Origin of the sequence: Pseudonocardia yuanmonensis, assembly GCF_039542425.1 — a bacterium.
In the GTDB taxonomy this organism is placed as follows: domain Bacteria; phylum Actinomycetota; class Actinomycetes; order Mycobacteriales; family Pseudonocardiaceae; genus Pseudonocardia; species Pseudonocardia yuanmonensis.
In genome coordinates this window covers 15,682-32,988 of record NZ_BAABIC010000028.1, presented here as the reverse complement: position 1 = coordinate 32,988, position 17,307 = coordinate 15,682, and the positions used below count along the sequence as shown (strand labels likewise).

At 72.9% G+C, this 17,307-nt stretch carries 18 protein-coding genes; 13 read left to right on the top strand and 5 right to left on the bottom strand.

Translation table 11 applies throughout. The features are described from left to right. Window positions 1-6: 6 nt before the first annotated feature. Together ABD990_RS29575 and ABD990_RS29570 are read left to right on the top strand one after the other, a co-directional pair. Window positions 7-921, top strand: a complete 915-nt coding sequence (locus tag ABD990_RS29575; protein WP_345384067.1) for a methylenetetrahydrofolate reductase — start codon at window positions 7-9, stop codon at window positions 919-921. A 28-nt stretch (window positions 922-949) separates the two neighbouring features. Beyond that, on the top strand, window positions 950-2,644 hold the full coding sequence (locus tag ABD990_RS29570; RefSeq protein WP_345384066.1) for a formate--tetrahydrofolate ligase: 1,695 nt from the start codon (window positions 950-952) through the stop codon (window positions 2,642-2,644). 3 nt (window positions 2,645-2,647) lie between these two features. On the opposite strand, the gene ABD990_RS29565 is transcribed toward ABD990_RS29570, so the two are convergent. Further along, a complete protein-coding gene (locus ABD990_RS29565) occupies window positions 2,648-3,253 on the bottom strand; it encodes a cyclodeaminase/cyclohydrolase family protein (protein ID WP_345384065.1) in 606 nt (201 codons plus the stop codon). Between the two features lie 199 nt (window positions 3,254-3,452). Here ABD990_RS29565 and ABD990_RS29560 point away from each other — a divergent pair, with 199 nt between their 5' ends. Further along, window positions 3,453-4,499: an alpha/beta fold hydrolase gene (locus ABD990_RS29560; RefSeq protein WP_345384064.1), complete on the top strand. Its 1,047-nt coding sequence runs from the start codon at window positions 3,453-3,455 to the stop codon at window positions 4,497-4,499. A gap of 312 nt (window positions 4,500-4,811) precedes the next feature. Here the strand turns inward: ABD990_RS29560 and ABD990_RS29555 are convergent, their stop codons facing one another. Next, window positions 4,812-5,672: a pyridoxamine 5'-phosphate oxidase family protein gene (locus ABD990_RS29555; protein ID WP_345384063.1), complete on the bottom strand. Its 861-nt coding sequence runs from the start codon at window positions 5,670-5,672 to the stop codon at window positions 4,812-4,814. A 104-nt stretch (window positions 5,673-5,776) separates the two neighbouring features. Between ABD990_RS29555 and ABD990_RS29550 the strand changes: the two genes are divergently transcribed. Next, complete coding sequence (locus ABD990_RS29550) at window positions 5,777-6,361, top strand: CGNR zinc finger domain-containing protein (RefSeq protein ID WP_345384062.1); 585 nt, start codon at window positions 5,777-5,779, stop codon at window positions 6,359-6,361. A 36-nt stretch (window positions 6,362-6,397) separates the two neighbouring features. On the opposite strand, the gene ABD990_RS29545 is transcribed toward ABD990_RS29550, so the two are convergent. After that, window positions 6,398-7,273 carry a LysR family transcriptional regulator gene (locus ABD990_RS29545; RefSeq protein ID WP_345384061.1) on the bottom strand — a complete coding sequence of 292 codons (876 nt, stop codon included), beginning with the start codon at window positions 7,271-7,273 and terminating at the stop codon, window positions 6,398-6,400. A gap of 127 nt (window positions 7,274-7,400) precedes the next feature. On the opposite strand from ABD990_RS29545, the gene ABD990_RS29540 reads away from it, so the two are divergent. From ABD990_RS29540 to ABD990_RS29530, 3 genes are all read left to right on the top strand, one after another. Further along, window positions 7,401-8,861, top strand: a complete 1,461-nt coding sequence (locus ABD990_RS29540; protein WP_345384060.1) for an amidohydrolase family protein — start codon at window positions 7,401-7,403, stop codon at window positions 8,859-8,861. A gap of 80 nt (window positions 8,862-8,941) precedes the next feature. After that, window positions 8,942-9,802 carry a fumarylacetoacetate hydrolase family protein gene (locus tag ABD990_RS29535; protein ID WP_345384059.1) on the top strand — a complete coding sequence of 287 codons (861 nt, stop codon included), beginning with the start codon at window positions 8,942-8,944 and terminating at the stop codon, window positions 9,800-9,802. Between the two features lie 26 nt (window positions 9,803-9,828). After that, window positions 9,829-10,602: a cyclase family protein gene (locus tag ABD990_RS29530; RefSeq protein ID WP_345384058.1), complete on the top strand. Its 774-nt coding sequence runs from the start codon at window positions 9,829-9,831 to the stop codon at window positions 10,600-10,602. A gap of 109 nt (window positions 10,603-10,711) precedes the next feature. On the opposite strand, the gene ABD990_RS29525 is transcribed toward ABD990_RS29530, so the two are convergent. Next, entirely contained in the window at window positions 10,712-11,614 is a 903-nt protein-coding gene (locus tag ABD990_RS29525) for a LysR family transcriptional regulator (protein ID WP_345384057.1), read from the bottom strand. A 98-nt stretch (window positions 11,615-11,712) separates the two neighbouring features. On the opposite strand from ABD990_RS29525, the gene ABD990_RS29520 reads away from it, so the two are divergent. The 6 genes from ABD990_RS29520 (at window position 11,713) to ABD990_RS29495 (ending at window position 16,976) form a co-directional block, all read left to right on the top strand. Next, complete coding sequence (locus ABD990_RS29520) at window positions 11,713-12,957, top strand: alpha/beta fold hydrolase (protein ID WP_345384056.1); 1,245 nt, start codon at window positions 11,713-11,715, stop codon at window positions 12,955-12,957. Between the two features lie 64 nt (window positions 12,958-13,021). Then, window positions 13,022-14,380: an MFS transporter gene (locus tag ABD990_RS29515; RefSeq protein WP_345384055.1), complete on the top strand. Its 1,359-nt coding sequence runs from the start codon at window positions 13,022-13,024 to the stop codon at window positions 14,378-14,380. A 30-nt stretch (window positions 14,381-14,410) separates the two neighbouring features. After that, window positions 14,411-14,803, top strand: coding sequence for a cupin domain-containing protein (locus tag ABD990_RS29510; protein WP_345384054.1), 393 nt, complete (start codon window positions 14,411-14,413; stop codon window positions 14,801-14,803). Window positions 14,804-14,852: 49 nt separating this feature from the next. Further along, the gene (locus ABD990_RS29505) at window positions 14,853-15,239 is read left to right on the top strand and encodes a carboxymuconolactone decarboxylase family protein (protein WP_345384053.1); all 387 of its coding nucleotides are present in this window, start codon (window positions 14,853-14,855) and stop codon (window positions 15,237-15,239) included. Window positions 15,240-15,252: 13 nt separating this feature from the next. Further along, on the top strand, window positions 15,253-16,173 hold the full coding sequence (locus ABD990_RS29500; protein WP_345384120.1) for an NAD(P)-dependent oxidoreductase: 921 nt from the start codon (window positions 15,253-15,255) through the stop codon (window positions 16,171-16,173). Further along, on the top strand, window positions 16,170-16,976 hold the full coding sequence (locus ABD990_RS29495; protein WP_345384052.1) for an N-acyl homoserine lactonase family protein: 807 nt from the start codon (window positions 16,170-16,172) through the stop codon (window positions 16,974-16,976). Before ABD990_RS29500 ends, ABD990_RS29495 begins: the two co-directional genes overlap by 4 nt. A gap of 19 nt (window positions 16,977-16,995) precedes the next feature. Here ABD990_RS29495 and ABD990_RS29490 read toward each other — a convergent pair whose 3' ends face one another. Next, complete coding sequence (locus ABD990_RS29490) at window positions 16,996-17,295, bottom strand: AMP-binding enzyme (RefSeq protein WP_425569687.1); 300 nt, start codon at window positions 17,293-17,295, stop codon at window positions 16,996-16,998. Between the last annotated feature and the right edge of the window lie 12 nt (window positions 17,296-17,307).

Genomic DNA, 17,307 nt, shown 5'->3' with positions numbered 1-17,307 from the left:
CACGCGATGACGACACCCACGTACGCCGAGCTGAGCACCGCCGTGCGCAGGTTGATGTCCCCGTTCAGCGTGGAGATCACCCCCCGCGAGGCGGCGACGCTCCCGCCGCTGCCCGATCACCTGGCGGCCGGGACGGCCGTCTACCTCACATTCCTGCCGCATCAGCCGTGGACGGAGACGGTGGCGGTCGCCCGCGCCGTCCGGGAGGCCGGGATGCGGCCGGTGCCGCACCTGGCCGCCCGCGCGGTGCCCGACCGCCGTTCCCTGCAGCGCATGCTGACCGACCTCACCGCGGTGGGGGTCGAGGACGTCCTGCTCCTCGCCGGGTCCCTGACGACCCCGGTCGGGGAGTTCTCCGAGTCGGCGCAGATCCTCGACACGGGACTCCTCGAGGAGGCGGGCATCCGCCGCGTCGGCATCGTGGGCCATCCGGAGGGGCATCCCGACGTCGACGACGACGAGCTGTTCCGGGCCCTCGCCGCGAAGTGCGGCATCGCCCGGGCGCGCGGGTTCGACCTGCACCTCGTCACCCAGTTCTGCTTCGACCCCGGGCCGATCGTCGCGTGGGAGCGGCGGATCCGCGCCGCGGGCGTCGACGTGCCCGTCCACGTCGGCCTGCCCGGCCTCACCTCCCCCGCCCGCCTGCTCCGGTTCGGCCTGAGCTGCGGGGTGGGCCCGTCGCTCAAGGTGCTCCGGCAGCAGGCCGGGGGCGTGCTCAAGCTGGCGACCTCGCCGGTCCACCATCCCGACGCGACCCTCCTCGGCCTGGCGGCCGCGGTGGCCGCCGATCCCCGCAGCCTGCTGCGGGCGGTGCACTTCTTCCCGTTCGGCGCGCTCGTCCCCACCGCCTCCTGGGCCGCGGACCTCCGCGAGGGCCGGTTCGAGGTGGACGACCGCGACTCCCTGCGGGTGACCGCCTGACACCCCGTCACGACCGAGAGGACCGTCGATGATCCCGAGAGACCTGCACATCGCGCAGGCCGCGTCCCTGAAGCCGCTCGACGACGTGGCCGCCGCCATGGGGATCGGGTCGCACCTGCTCGAGGCGTACGGCGAGAACGTCGCCAAGATCAAGCTCGCGGCGATCGACGAGCTCGCGGACCGCCCCCGGGCGAAGTACGTGGTGGTCTCCGCCGTGACGCCGACCCCGCTGGGCGAGGGCAAGACCACCACCACCGTCGGCCTCGGGCAGGCCCTGTGCCGGATCGGGCGGCAGGCCACGGTGGCGATCCGGCAGCCGTCGATGGGCCCGACGTTCGGGATCAAGGGCGGGGCGGCCGGTGGTGGCTACAGCCAGGTGGTCCCGATGGACGTGCTCAACCTCCACCTGACCGGGGACTTCCACGCCGTCACGGCGGCGCACAACCTGCTCTCGGCCGTCCTGGACAACCACCTCTTCCAGGGCAACGCCACCGGCCTCGACCCGCACGCCGTCACCTGGCGCCGGGTGCTCGACGTCAACGACCGCGCGCTGCGCAACATCGTCGTCGGCCTGGGCAGCAGGACGGACGGGATCCCGCGCCAGACCGGGTTCGACATCACCGCGGCCAGCGAGGTCATGGCGATCTTCGCGCTCGCCCGGTCGCTGCACGAGATGCGCGAGCGGTTCGGTCGCATCGTCGTCGGCTACACCCCGCAGGGCACGCCGGTGACCGCGGAGGACATCGGCGGCGCCGGCGCGATGACCGTCATCATGCGGGACGCGCTGAAGCCCAACCTCATGCAGACGCTGGAGAACACGCCGGTGCTCGTGCACGCCGGCCCGTTCGGCAACATCGCCCACGGCAACTCGTCGGTGGTGGCCGATCTCATCGGCATCCACGGCGGGGACTTCCTCGTCACCGAGGCCGGGTTCGGCGCGGACATGGGCGCGGAGCGGTTCTTCAACATCAAGTGCCGCGCCTCGGGCCTCACCCCGGACGCCGCGGTGGTCGTGGCGACCGTGCGGGCGCTCAAGGCGCACTCGGGGCGGCACCGGATCGTGGCCGGCCGGCCGCTGCCGGAGGCGCTGCTCGCCGAGAACCCCGACGAGGTCCACATCGGCGGTGCCAACCTGCGCAAGCAGATCGAGAACATCCGGCTGCACGGCGTGTCCCCGGTCGTCGCGATCAACGCCTTCCCCGGCGACCACCCCTCGGAGCACGCGGCGATCGCCGAGATCGCGCAGGAGATGGGCGCGCGCGTCGCCGTCTGCACGCACTTCACCGACGGTGGGCGCGGGGCCGGCGAGCTGGCCGAGGCGGTCGCCGAGGCCGCCGACGAGCCGTCCGACTTCCGGTTCCTCTACCCGGACTCGGCGAGCCTCGAGGAGAAGATCGAGACGATCGCGACGAAGGTCTACGGCGCGGCCGGGGTGGACTACGACCGCACCGCGGCGCGCCAGCTCGCGACCTACGAGGCGAACGGCTACGGCCGGCTCCCGGTCTGCATCGCCAAGACCCACCTGTCGCTGTCGTCCGACCCGTCGCTCACGGGGGCGCCGACGGGCTGGCGCCTGCCCGTCCGGGAGGTGCGGGCCTCGGTCGGGGCCGGGTTCATCTACCCGATCTGCGGCGACATGCGCACCATGCCCGGCCTCGGCGCCACGCCGGCCGCCCACCTGGTGGACATCGACCGGGACGGCAACATCGTCAACCTCTCCTGAGCGTCATGCGAGCGCACGGCGGATGTCGTCGCGGACCCGGGCGGCCCGGTGCAGGAGGTCGTCGACGGGTCCGACGGCGGCGGCGAGGCGCTCGGCCTCCTCGGTCCCGCGGCGTGGCGCGATGTCGGCCTCCACGTTCGTGCGGCTGATGCTCAACGCCGCGGCCGTGGCGTCGGCGGCCGCCGCCACGTCCGCGAGGAGGGCCCCGGTCCCGACCTCGGCCATCCGCTCGCACTCCCCCACGAGCTCCGCGCCGACCCGGACGAGCTCGGCCGGCGGACCCGCGGCGGCGAGGAGGCCGTCGGCGATCGCCGCGGCCCGCCGCGTCCGCTCCGTTTCGGTGGATCGGGGAAGCGCGTAGGCCGCGGCGACCTCGGCGACGGCCTCGATGTCGGCCTCGGCGAGGCGCAGCGCCGTCTCGTGCAGCTCCTCCGCCCGCGCGAGCACGCTCTGCGCGACCCCGTGGTCCCGGTCGACGCGGAACCGGGCCACCATGACCAGCAGGGCGGCGGCCTGCGCCAGGGTGAGTGCGGCGACCGCGGAGCCCGCGGGTGTCGGGTCCCGGGCCGCCAGGCGTGCGAGGTACGCGTCGATGCTCCAGCTCCGCACCCCGCCACGCTAGCGGTGCGAGCGCGCCTCCTCGCGTCGCAGCGCACACGCCACGACCCTCGGTCCCTGGGAGTGATTCCGCCCGGACGGCGGTGTCGCCGGCCCGTATTGCGATGGTCGGCGGTCCCTCTCGACCTCCGACAGCGGGAGCCTGTGAGCGGCATCACAACCGCGACCGTCCGGAGGGAGTGCCAGAGCGATGGGCAACTACTACTCGGAGGAGAACCACGGTCCGCACGAGTACCTCGACCTCGGCGACTTCGAGCTGACCGGCGGGATCACGCTGCCGAACGCGAAGCTCGCCTACAAGACCCGAGGGACCCTGAACGAGGCCAAGGACAACGCCGTCCTCTTCCCGCACATGTGGTCCGGGACCTCGGCGTCGATGGAGATCTTCGTCGGGGAGGGGCGCCCGCTCGACCCGTCGCGATACTTCGTCATCTTCCCGGGCCAGTTCGCGAACGGGTTCTCGTCGTCGCCGAGCAACACGCCGCCCCCGTTCAACGGCGGCGCCTTCCCGCACGTCACGATCGCCGACGACGTGCGGGCACAGCACCGGCTCGTGACCGAGGTCTTCGGGATCCAGCGCCTCGAGCTCGTGCTGGGCTGGTCGATGGGTGCCGAGCAGACCTACGAGTGGGCCGTCCGGTACCCCGACATGGTCAAGCGGGCGCTCCCCTTCGCCGGCACGGCCAGGACGACCGCGCACGACTACCTCTTCGTGCGCTCGCACGAGGACGCGCTGAAGTCCGACCCGGCGTGGAACGGCGGGTTCTACAAGGACCAGAGCGACGTCCATGTGGGGCTGCGCCGCCATGCCCAGATCTGGTCGGTGATGGGGCTGTGCCCGGAGTTCTACAACTCCGAGGCCTACCGGGCCTACGGCTTCAGCTCGCTCGAGGACTTCCTGCACCGGTTCTGGGAGAACTACTTCGCGCCGATGGACCCGAACAACCTGATCTGGATGGGGTGGAAGTGGCGCCACGGCGACGTCAGCCTGCACACGGGCGGGGACCTGGCCGACGCACTGGGCCGGATCACGGCGAAGACGTACGTCGTGCCGTTCTCCCGGGACATGTTCTTCCCGCCGGACGACTGCGAGGCCGAGCAGCGGCTGATCCCGAACAGCGAGTTCCGGGTCGTGGACTCGCTGTGGGCGCACTTCGCGATGTTCTGCCTCGCCGACCGTGACCGGGAGCAGATCGACCGCTGCATCGACGACCTGCTGAAGGAGCACGTCGACTGACTGAGGACGCGTGTAAGCGGCGGTGAGGAGGGCGCGATCGGGCCGGTGGGGGCCGGGGGCGCTATCCGGCGGTGGCACACCGGGATGCGTCGGCGACCGCCGCCGTCTCGGGGGGCGGGATGCTCCGTGCGCGCGGTGCCCGACCGGCCTCCCACGACGGCGCGCCCCTACCTCTGCCCGGGTCCTCCTTCGCCGCCGCGGTGGTCGCGCCGCAGAAGGGGGCAGGGCACCCTCGGGCAGGTCGCCGTCCGGGAGAGCGGCCTGCGACGAAGGAGGCCACGTCACCTGGGTCGCCTTCCCGGTCGACGCGGGCTACGCCGTCGAGTGTTCCTCACGCCGCTCGCGAAGAGCGAGTGTCGGACCGGACACGAGGGCCTCGACCGTGAACCGCACGCCCCGGCCCTCCTCCGCCCAGTCGATCTCCGCCTGGCCGGACAGGTGCACGGTTCCGCCGGTGGCGAAGTCGACGAACACCAGCGCTGCCGCCGGATCGGCCGCGATGTTGCCCAGGCTGTTGAACATGTTGTTGCCCGGCAGGTCCGGCCAGTACAGGGTCCGCGCGTCCTCGACGACGACGCGCCCGCCACGGTGGGAGGCATCGGCACCGCGGGTGGGATGGCTGGTGCCGAGCAGGAAGGTGTCGGCCCGGCGGACCAGGTCGACGTCGGCCGGAGCGAGTGCCTGCCCACGGCGGACCGTCGGCGGACCGAGGACGGGTGCGGGCTCCAGGTCCCGTGGGTGGATGAACCGGGGGCAGTTCCCGTAGGCCTGATCCACATGAACGGCCAGTTCGCGCTCGTCCGCGCCGCTCAGCGTCCCGTTGACCCGGACCCGCCGACGACGGGCGGGATCGAGGGCGAGGATCCCGACCTGCTGCCCGGCGCCGAGACCCTCGAGCGGATCACCCGGCGGGGGCACGGCGTGGACGAGCAGGTCGGCAGGCCCACGAACCTCGACGAACCCGGGCGACCCGACCAACGGGGTGATCCACAACCGTCCGGTCCGGTCGTGCGCGGTGATGGCGAGGAACGTGCGCTCGGCGAGGGACCGGGCCAGGCCCCCACGGAGATCGGGCGCGTCCAGCATCCCGATCAGCCGCGCCGCGTCCCGGTCGACGCCCGCGCGGCGCTGCACGGCGAGCTCGCCCGAGTGGAACCCGGTCCGACGGTCCATGACTTCCCCTAACGGATGTAGCGGTATCTGCCGTTAGGACACAGCGTCTCACGTGCTACTTCACATGGCAAGACAGGACTCCATCCGTTAGGTATGGTCGGGCCATGGACATCGCCGAGCGCGGTGAGCCGCTGCCCGTCGAGCTGATGAACACCATCCGGGCCGACCGGACCGGCCTCCACGACAGCCTCGCCACGCAGGAGGAGGCGCTCGGCTGGCTGTCCGCGGCCCTTCCGCCGGCACCGGACCGGGTCGACCTGGACCGCCTCCGGCTCCTCCGGGACGCGCTGCGCCGGCTCGCCGCCGAACGGACCGGTGATCCTCGAGAGGCCGCGGAATCCGCCGTCCCCACCCGGGGCGCCGCCCTCCGTGTGCTGAACGAGGCGTGCGCCGACGCCCCGACCTGGTCGTCACTGCGCTGGGCGCCCGGCGAGGCACCGGTCCGCGAGATCCGCAGCGACGCGCCCCCCGACCGGGTGCTGCTTGCCACGCTGGCCGAACAGGCCGTTCGGTTCCTCACGGGCCCGGAGGCAGCGCAGTTGCGCGCCTGCCTCGCCCCCGGCTGCGTCCTCTACTTCGTCCGCCACCATCCGCGCCGGGAATGGTGCTCCGCGAGCTGCGGCAACCGCGCCCGCGTCGCGCGGCATTACCGACGGAACCGGGGGACGGGCCGCCTACTCGGGACGTGAGCGGTCGACGTCGCGGCCGGCAGGACCCCCGCCACCTCACCCGCCGGCACGGCGACCGAGCCGCTCGATCCCGGCGCTCGCGAGCACCGCGGTGCGGAAGGCCGCGACGGCGTCGCGGTGGTCCCCCACCCGCGAGGCGATCGCCACGACCGCCCCGGGCCCGTCCAGTGGCAGGTACCGGACCTCGGGGTGCGGGTAGAACCGCATCGCCGGCTCGGCGTGCAGCCCGATCCTGGCGGTGGCGGCCACCGCGGTGGCGACCGCCGCGGGCGAGCGCACCTCGACTCCACCTCGTGAAGACCCGCCGCCCCAGTCGGCCAGTCCGGGCTGGCCGACCGGCGCGACCCGAGGCCGGTCGACGATGTCGGGCTCCGTGAGGTGCTCGGCGGCGGCGAGTTCCGACTCGACGGGCACCACGGCGTACCGCTCCGCGTCCATGACCCGCTCGACGAGGAGGTCGTCCGCACCACCGACGTCGTGCACGACGGCGACGTCGACCTCGCCGGTCCGCACCGCGTCGTACTGCGTCGCCCAGTCCAGCTCCACGTAGGACAGGGAGAGGTCGGCGCGGTGCCGGGCCAGCAGTGCGCGCGTGGCGGACCAGCGGTCGGCCAGCCCGAAGCCGAGGACGCCGATCCGCAGGACCGGCTCGGAGCGGTCCCCTTCCGCCGCGAGCACGAGCTCGTCCATCCCGGCCAGCACCCGACGCGCACGCGGCAGGAACCGTTCCCCGGCGGAGGTGAGGGCGACGCGGCGACTCGTCCGCTCGAACAGCGGAGCTCCGAGCTCGTGCTCGAGCGCCCTGATCCGGCGGCCGAAGGCCTGGGCGGCGATGTAGTGGACCCGGGCGGCGCGCCCGAAGTGCAGCTCCTCCGCCAGGGTGAGGGCGTAGCGCAGTGCCTGGACGTCCACGTCCCACCATCCTCCTCGGCGGCGCATGGTAGCCCGGCGGCCCGGGCCGATCGCAACCGTTTCGGCACATGATCCGGCTCCTGCGGCCGGGCAGGCTCCTCGCAGGCGACGACGCTTCGGAGGAACCGTGAGCACACACCGCACCGTGGTCCGCAACGGCCACGTCCTGACGATGGACCCCGCTCTCGGGGACCTGCCGGTCGGGGACGTGCTGATCGAGGACGGGGTGATCACCGCGGTTGCCCCCTCCCTCGAGGTCACCGACGCCGAGGTCGTGGACGCGAGCGGGCACCTCGTGCTGCCGGGGCTGATCGACACCCACCGGCACACCTGGCAGTCGCTGGTCCGCGGCGTCTGCGGCGACTGGACGCTCGGCGACTACTACTTCGGTATCCGCCTCGGCGTCTCCCCCGCGTACACACCCGACGACGTCCGCCTCGGCAACCGCTACGGCGCCGTCGACGCGCTGAACGCCGGCGTGACCACCCTGCTCGACTTCTCGCACTGCAACAACACCCCCGACCACGCGGACGGCGCGGTGCGGGGGCTGCAGGAGGCAGGGATCCGGGCAGCGTTCTGCTACGGCTTCTTCGAGAGCTCGCCCGAGGCGACCCGCTTCGGCGGCCACGCGGCCCGCGTGGCCGACTTCCACCGCATTGCGGACACCTACTTCGCGTCGGACGGCCTGCTCACCCTCGGGGTCTCGCTGTCGGAGATCTTCGGCCTCCCCTGGGACGACACGGTCGCGGAGCTGACCGCCGCGCGGGAGCGGAGAGCTCTGCTGGTCAACCACGCCGGGTGCGTCTTCGGCAGCGTCCTCGCCACCGGGATCACCGAGATGGAGGCCCTCGGCCTGCTCGGACCGGACATGGTCCACGTGCACTGCTGCAGCTTCGGCGACGCCGAGTGGGAGGCGATCGCCCGCAGCGGCGGGAAGGTGTCCATCTCGGTGGAGACCGAGATGAACATGGGGTTCGGGCGCCCGGTCTTCTCCCGGTGCCGCGAGCACGGGGTGCGGCCGACGCTGTCCGCCGACGTCGTCTCGCTGAACAGCGGCGACCTCTGGCACGAGCTGCGGTTCGGCCTCGGCTACGCCCGCGCGGACGCCGACCTCCCGATCAACACCGCGGGGGCGATGCCGGACGCGGTGTCGGTCACCGCGCGGGAGGCGCTGGACTGGAGCACCGTGAACGCTGCCGACGCCCTCGGCCTCGGAGACCGCATCGGCTCGCTGACCCCCGGCAAGCGCGCCGACCTGATCCTCGTCGGCGGTCCGGCGCTCGAGCAGCACCCCCGCGTCGACCCGTACGCGACCCTCGTCTTCCAGACCACGGCCGCCGACGTCCGGACCGTGCTCGTCGACGGCATGATCGTCAAACGCGACGGCGTCCTGACCGGGACCGACCTGGCCGCACTCACCGCAGAGGCCGACTCGGCCGCCGAGCGGATCCTCGGCCGGCTCCGCGACGCCGGACGCGAGCTCCCCGGCACCCCGCCGGGTGCCTGGGCGGCGATCGAACCGGTCGCCCGCGAGTACCACGAACAGGCCGTCCGCGCGGCGAAGGACCGGGGAGGTCTGTCGTCGTGAGATGGGTGACCTACGACGGAGGCGCCGGTCTCCGGACCGGTGTCCTCGACGGCGAGACCGTGCGCGGGCTCCGTGCCGGCGTGAGTCTGCTGTCCCTCGTCGAGGCCGGTGGGGAGGCGCTGGCCGAGGCGAGCGGCACCGCCCGCCGGGCGCCGGACGAGGTCCGCCCCCTGGCCGACGTCCGACTGTGTGCGCCGCTCCCCCGCCCGCCGTCGCTGCGGGACGGGCTCTGTTTCCTCGACCACCTGCGTGGCTGCTACCGCGCCCTCGGGCGCAGCGAGGAGCTGCACCCCGCCTGGTCCCGCGGTCCGGCGTTCTACTTCTCCAACCCCTCGGCCGTCGTCGGCCCGTACGACGACGTCCCGGTCGCGCCGGGATCCCGCATGTTCGACCTGGAGCTGGAGCTCGGTGCGGTGATCGGGCGCGCCGGCCGGGACCTCGACCCGGTCACGGCCGAGAGCCACATCGTCGGCTACACGCTCCTCAACGACTGGACCGCGCGCGACCACCAGGTCCGCGACCTCGCCCTCGGCATCGGCATGGGCAAGAGCAAGGACAGCGCGGTCACCCTCGGGCCCGCCCTCGTGACCGTGGACGAGCTGGAGGAGTACCGGCACGACGGCAGGCTCGCCCTCGAGCTCCGGGCGACGGTCAACGGCGAGGAGCTCACCCGGGGCTCGCCCGCCGACATGGACTGGACGTTCGGTGAGCTCCTCGCCTACGTCTCGCGCGGCGTCGACCTGACTCCCGGAGAGGTGATCGGGTCGGGAACCGTCCCCGGCGGCTGTCTGCTCGAGCACGTCGACACCCCCGACATGGCGGCATTCCGGCGATGGCTCCGCCCGGGGGACATCGTCGCCCTGCACGGCCAGGGGCTCGGGCAGACCCGGCAGACCGTCGTCGCCGGGACCGACGTCATCCCCCTGCGGCCCGGCCTCTGAACGACATCCGACGGAGCGAGGACCCCATGCGCAGACTCGTCGACCTCTCCGTGCCACTGGAGAACGGGATCGCCTCCGACCCCCCGGGGCTCACCCCCGAGATCGAGTACCGGACGCACGCGCAGACGGCCGCCGACCTGCTCGCCTTCTTCCCCGGCGCCACCGTCGACGACCTGCCGGACCGGGAGGGCTGGGCCGCCGAGTGGGTGCGGCTCACCACCCACAACGGCACCCACCTCGACGCGCCCTACCACTACTCCGCCACCATGGACGGCGGGGCGCGGGCGATCACGATCGACGAGGTCCCGCTGGACTGGTGCCTGCAACCGGCGGTCAAGCTCGACTTCCGGCACCTCCCGGACGGCTACGTGGTGACCGCGGCCGACGTCGAGGCCGAGCTCGACCGCATCGGGCACCGGCTCTCACCGCTGGAGATCGTCGTGGTCAACACCGCCGCCGGCGCCCGCTACGGGCACGACGACTACGTCTCCTCCGGATGCGGCATGGGTCGCGAGGCGACCCTCTACCTGCTCGAGCGCGGAATCCGCCTCACCGGAACGGACGCCTGGAGTTGGGACGCCCCCTTCGTGCACACCGCCGCCCGCTACGCCGTCGACCACGACCCGTCCGTCATCTGGGAGGGGCACCGGGTCGGCCGGGAGATCGGCTACTGCCACCTCGAGAAGCTGCACGGGCTGGAGAACCTCCCCGCCACCGGCTTCGAGATCTCGTGCTTCCCGGTCAAGGTCCACGCCGCCTCGGCCGGCTGGACCCGCGCGGTCGCGATCATCGACGCCTGAGACTCCTGGGACACGCGGCGACGTGCCGGGGACAGCCCCCCGCTTCCGGAGCTTCGTCATCGCCGAGGCGTGGACGGCCCTGTGAGGTGGGCCCGCCGCGGCGTCTTCCTCAGGTCCGTTTCTGGTTCACCGGCGTCGCGGCGTCGGCGATGAGGTTCCAGAAGGCCTGCCCGGCCTCGGTCGCCACCCCGGCCGGCCGGGTGGCGGCCGCGACCGTCCAGACCAGCGAGGCGTTCGCGAGCGGCACCATCGCCACCGGCACGCGGGTGGCGATCGCCAGCGGGCGCGGCACGATCGCGATCCCGAGACCGTGCGCGACGAGTTCGAGCAGGGAACCGATCTCGTTGCACGTCACCCGCACGGTGCGGGTGATGTCCGCGGCCGCGAACGCCTGGTCGGTGAGCTGGCGCGCCGCCAGGTCCACGTCGAAGTCGACGAACGCCTCGTCGGCGAGATCGGCCAGTTCGACGGAGGCCTGTTTGCCGAGCCGGTGACCCGCCGGACAGGCGAGCACCATGGGGTAGGTGGCCAGCGGGGTCAGGCGGATGCCCTCCGGGGGCTCCAGCGGCATCGTCACGAAGGCCAGCTCGATGACCTCGTTCGCGAGATCGGCGAAGTGCCTCAGCGGCATGCCGACGACCACGTCGACGTCGACGTCCGGGTTGCGCGCGATGAAGCGGCTGATCAGGGCCGCGAGGTCCAGCCCGGCGAACGACGGGATGCACCCGACCCGCAGCGTGCTCTTCGTGACCCCCGGTCCGCGGCGGACCTGGCTCTCGAGCGCATCGAGCGTGGCCAGGGCGCGCCGGGCGCCCGAGTAGAGCTCCCGACCGGCCTCGGTGAGCTCCGCCCGTTTGCGGGTACGCACGAACAGGCGGGTGCCGAGCGAGCGCTCGAGGGCGCGGATCGACGAGGACAGGCCGGGCTGGGAGATGTGCAACTGCTCGGCCGCGGCGGTGAACGTGCCGGCGTCGGCGATCGCCAGGAAGTGCTGCAGCTGGCGGGTCTCCACGCATCACTCCGAGTTATGGACACGACAGAATTCCTCTATTGGACACGCTGCATCTATGTGACGCAACCTTTCGCGGAACTCAGTGACGAGGAGACCCCATGGCGATCAGCCACGACGACCTGCTCAGCCTCGACCTCGGCACCCTGCTCGCGGGCCTGCCGCCGACCGGCGCCTGGCGCGGGCTGTTCGAGCTGCCGGACCTGTCGTTCGGACTGCGGTCCACGGGCTCGGCGGTCGAGGTCGTTCCCGCCACCGGCATCAACGACGCCTGGGACTTCGAGTTCCTGGTGGGCGAGTCCGAGTGGACGGCCTTCTGCAGCACCCCGTGCCCGCGTGGCTTCACCACCGCACAGGCGCTCGTGGCGACCTCCGGTGGTGCGCCGGTGCGGGGGGACCGGGCGGTGTGGGCACGGGCCGCCCTCGTCGTCGACCGCGTCCTGGCGGCCCTGCGCGACACGGTGACCACCGCCCCGCAGCGGCGCCCGGATCCCGCGGCACCCGCTCCCGGGCTGAGCCCCGTCGTCGGGCGCTACCTCACGGTCGAGGTCGAGGGCCGGTCCCAGCGCCTGTACTTCGAGTCGGCCGGCACCGGGCCCCCGCTGGTGTGCCTGCACACCGCGGGCGCGGACTCCCGGCAGTTCCGGTACCTGCTGGAGGACCCGGAGCTCACCGCGCAGTGGACCGTCTACGCGTTCGACATGCCCTGGCACGGCCGGTCCGAGCCGCCCGCCGACTGGCAGCGGCAGACCTACCGGCTCACGACCGCCACCTACGCCGCGACGGTGCTGGCGTTCATGGACGGCCTCGGGCTGGAGCGGCCGGTGCTGGCCGGGTGCTCGATGGGCGGGGCCATCGCCCTGTACCTGGCCGCCGAGCACGGCGAGCGGTTCACCGGCGTGTGTGCCCTGGAGGGTGGGCTCGGCAACCCCTCACGGTTCGTCGACTGGACCAACCGCGCGGACGTCGACCACTCCCTGTTCCTGACCAGCTGGGTCGGCGGACTGATCGCACCGACCAGCCCCGCGGGTCCCGCGGCGCAGACGCTCTGGGGCTACGCGCAGTCCGGCCCCGGCATCTACCAGGGCGACACCTACTTCTACTCACAGGACCTGCCCCGGGTGGCCGACTCCCTCGGCGCCGCCCGCTGCCCGCTCTACGTGTTCAGCGGCGAGTACGACTACTCGGCCACCACCGAGATGAGCCGCGCGGCGGCCGAGCGACTCGGCGGGCAGCTCGTCGAGATGGCCGGCAAGGGGCACTTCCCGATGTCCGAGGACCCGGCCAGCTTCGCCGAGTACTTCCTCCCCGTCCTCGCGCTGCTGCACGACAAGTACGAGCGCTGATCGACCGGGCGGCGGAGCCGCCGCCCGCTGCCGTCAAGGCCATCCCAGAGAAGTGGTGAGTCTCTTGTCAGCATCCGTCAGCCGGCCCGGCACCACCGGTCCGGACCGCCGTCGGCGCCTCGTCGCCGCCGGCGTCGGCAACTTCATGGAGTGGTTCGACTTCGCCATCTACGGCTTCTTCGCCACGGCGATCGGTGCGAACTTCTTCCCCAGCTCCAGCCCCACGGCGTCGCTGCTGTCCGCCCTGGCGGTGTACGGCGTCGCGTTCCTGATGCGGCCCGTGGGCGGGTTCGTCATCGGTGCCATCGGCGACCGGCGCGGCCGCCGTTTCGCGCTGATGCTCTCCGTGGTCCTCATGGGCGTCGCGACCGCCCTCATCGCGCTGCTCCCGCCGTTCGCCGCGATCGGCGTCGCCGCGCCGGTCCTGCTGGTGCTGCTCCGCTGCGTCCAGGGCTTCAGCGCGGGTGGTGAGTGGACCGGCTCGGCCGCGTTCCTGGTGGAGAGCGCGCCGTCGAACCGGCGGGGCGTCACCGCCAGCGTCATCCCGATGACCGCTGCCCTCGCCGTCGCGGTGGGCGCCGGCTCCGCGCTGCTCATCCAGTCCACGGTCGCGCCGGAGGACATCGTCGGCTGGGGCTGGCGCATCCCGTTCCTCGCCGCGTTCCCGCTCACCCTCGTGGGCCTCTACCTCCGGATGAAGCTGGAGGACACCGAGGTCTTCCAGGAGCTGAAGGCCCGCGGTGACATCGCCGCCGCGCCGATCCGCGCGGTCGGGCGCAGCGGGGGCCGCAACGTCGCGATCTCCTTCGCCCTCTCGGCCATCACCGTGCTCGGCTTCTACTACATCGCGACGTACGTGACGACCTTCCTGACGGTCACGGTCAAGATGGACCGCTTCGAGGCGCTGCTCGTCGTCGCCGTCGGCGCGCTGCTGTACGCGGCGCTGTGCCCCGTCATGGGTGCGCTGTCCGACCGTGTCGGCCGGCGGCCGGTGTCCCTCATCGGCGGGGCCGGGCTGGCCGTGTCCGCCGTGCCCGCGTTCCTGCTCATGGCGACCGGCAACCCGGTCGTCGCGGTGCTCGGCCTGGTGCTGTTCGGGATCTTCGAGGCCATGCACAACAGCACCACGACCGTGATGCTGATCGAGCTGTTCCCCGCCCACATGCGCTCCACGGGCAGCGCGATCGGCTACAACCTGGGTGCGGCCCTCATCGCCGGACCCGGGCCGTTGATCGCCGCGGCGCTCGCCGCCACCGGTGTCGGGGTGGGGCTGCCGGCCGTCTACATGGCGGGCGTCGCCCTCGTCTGCACCATCGTCCTGTGGCGGGTGCTGCCGGAGACCCGTCGGCGGGACCTGGGCCCCGGCGCGCAGCGCGGGCCGGTCGGCGCGCCCACACCGGGCAACGCGACGACGCGGTCCTGATCCCCGACCGCCGAACAGGAGCACGCACGCATGCATCTGATCCCGGGACGCTCGGGGAAGCCCAGCGTCCGCCGCACCGAGACCTTCACCGGCGACGTCTGGGCCGATCCGATCTCCGGTGACGACCCCGTCGTCAACCTGGTGGCCTTCGCCCCGCGGGCCCGGACCTACTGGCACCGGCACGAGGGCGGCCAGCTCATCGTGGCCACGCACGGCAGCGGTTTCGTCGTCCGGGAGGACGGGCTCGGCGGGCCGGTCCTGGCCGGGCAGAGCGTGTGGACGCCGGCCGGCGAGGTGCACTGGCACGGGGCCGGCCCGGACAGCCTGCTGACCCAGACCGCGTACTCCTTCGGCCCCACCGAGTGGCTGCACGAGGTGTCCGACGAGGAGTACGAGCGCGCGGTCGGGGAGGCCTCGTGGTGAGTCGTCCCCGCACGCTCGACCTGCCCCTTCGGCCACGAGGAGGACGTTCGTGAACGACAGCACCTACGAGCAGGGCATGGAGATCCGCCGCGCCGTCGTCGGCGACGAGTACGTCGACGGCGCGCTCGCGGCGGCCGGCGAGCTCGGGGCACCGCTGCAGGACCTCGTCACCGAGTACTGCTGGGGTGCCGTGTGGGGCCGGCCCGGCCTCGAACGCAAGACCCGCAGCCTGATCAACATCGCGATGATCAGCGCGCTCAACCGGCCCAACGAACTCCGCGCCCACCTGCGCGGCGCGCTGCGGAACGGCGTGACCCCGGAGGAGATCCGCGAGGTGTTCCTGCAGGTGGCGGCCTACTGCGGGTTCCCGGCGGCGCTGGACGGCTTCAAGACCGCCCAGGCGGTCCTCGAGGCCGAGACCGGGCCCGCGGCCTGATCGCCCCGCATCCCTGACGGAGGACAGCGAGATGGAACTGGGATTCGTCGGCCTCGGCCGGATGGGGTCGCGCATGGCGGCCCGGCTCGTCGGCGCCGGGCACGACCTCGTCGTGTACGACGTCGATGCCGAGGCGGTCAAGGCCCTCGTCGACCTCGGGGCGACGGCGGCGGGATCGGCCAGCGAGGTCGCGAACCGCGCCGCGGTCGTGCTCACCAGCCTGCCGACGCCCGCGATCGTGCTCGACGTCGTGCTCGGGCCGGACGGCATCGCGCAGGGTGGCGCGGTCCGCCGGGTGGTGGAGCTCTCCACCACCGGCACCCGCACCGCCTGCCGGCTGGCCGACGAGCTCGGGCCCCGCGGCGTGACCTCGATCGACGCCCCGGTGAGCGGGGGCACGAGCGGTGCGGAGAAGGGCACGCTCGCCGTGATGGTGTCCGCGCCGCCCGCGGACTTCGCGGCGCTGCAGCCGGTGCTCTCCGTCCTCGGGAAGGTCTTCCACGTGGGCACGGAGCCGGGCCTCGGGCAGGCGATGAAGCTGGTGAACAACTACCTGTCCGCGGCGGCACTGGCGACCACCTCGGAGGCGATGGCGGTGGGGGCCAAGGCCGGTCTGGACCCGCGGATGATGCTCGACGTCCTCAACGCCGGCTCGGGCCGCAACAGCGCGACCCAGGACAAGTTCCCGCGCTCGGTCCTGCCCGGGACCTTCGACTTCGGCTTCGCCACCGGGCTGATGGAGAAGGACCTGGGGCTGTTCGCCGAGGAGGCCGCGAGCCTCCAGGTGCCCCTGTGGGTCGGATCGGTGGTGCACCAGATGTGGCGGCAGACCCGTGACCAGCTCGGGGCGGACTCCGACTTCACCAGCATCGCCCGGCTCGTCGAGGGGTGGGCGGGGGTCGAGGTGCGCGCGGACGGCCCGGACGCGCCGTGAACGGCGCGACCTACGAGGTCTTCGCGGTCCGGTACGGCCACATGGACCGCCGCGCGTCGGAGAACTTCCTCGGCGGGTGCGCCTGCGACGGCCCGATGCCGATCGACTACTACGTCTGGGTCGTGCGGTCGGCCGACCGCACCGTCGTCGTCGACACCGGGTTCGGCCCGGCGGAGGGTGTCCGCCGCGGCCGGAGCGTCCTGAACTCGGTCGGCACCGGCCTGGCCGCGCTCGGCGTCGAACCCGCGCACGTCGACGACGTCGTCCTCACCCACCTGCACTACGACCACGCCGGCAACCTCGGCCTCTTCCCGAGGGCCCGCTTCCACGTGCAGGAGCGCGAGCTGCAGTTCGTCGTCGGGCGGCACATGGCCGACCCGACGACGGCCAGCGCCTACTGCGTCGAGGAGATCGTGGACGCGGTACACCTGGTGCACGCCGGCCGGGTGCGGTTCTCGGCCGAGGACGAGGAGCTCTTCCCGGGCCTGAGCGTGCACCTCGTCGGCGGCCACACCGGCGGCACCCAGGTGGTCCGGGTGCGCACGGCCCGCGGTCCGCTCCTGCTGGCCTCCGACGCCCTGCACTTCTATGCCAACCACGAGAAACGGCACGTCTTCGCCGTCACCCACGACCCCGACGGCCTCCTCGAGGTGTACGACCGGCGGTTCCCCGAGCTCGTCGACGATCCCGACGACGTCGTCCCGGGACACGACCCGCTCGTCCTGACCCGCTATCCGGCGGCGCGGACGGGCCTGGAGGGATACGTCGCGCTGCTGAGCGACGGCCGGACGACCACCCCGTGATCCGCGACGGGACCGGCGGTCAGGACCGCTTCCTGAGCTCCCGCCGCAGGACCTTCCCGCTGACGGTCTTCGGGATCTCGTCGAGGACCTCCACCTGCCGCGGGTACTTGTAGGCCGTCATGCGCTCCTTCGTGAAGGCGGCGATCTCCTCCGGCGTCGCGCTCGCGCCGGCCCCGAGCGAGACGAAGGCCTTGACCGAGCTGGCGGCGATACCCACCGGGGCGCCGTCCCGCAGCGCGCAGACCGTGGTCACCCCGCCGGGGAAGGTGCCGTAGGCCCGCCGCCACGCGCTCGTCTCGGTCGGATCGGGGACGATCATCAAAGCCCTCCT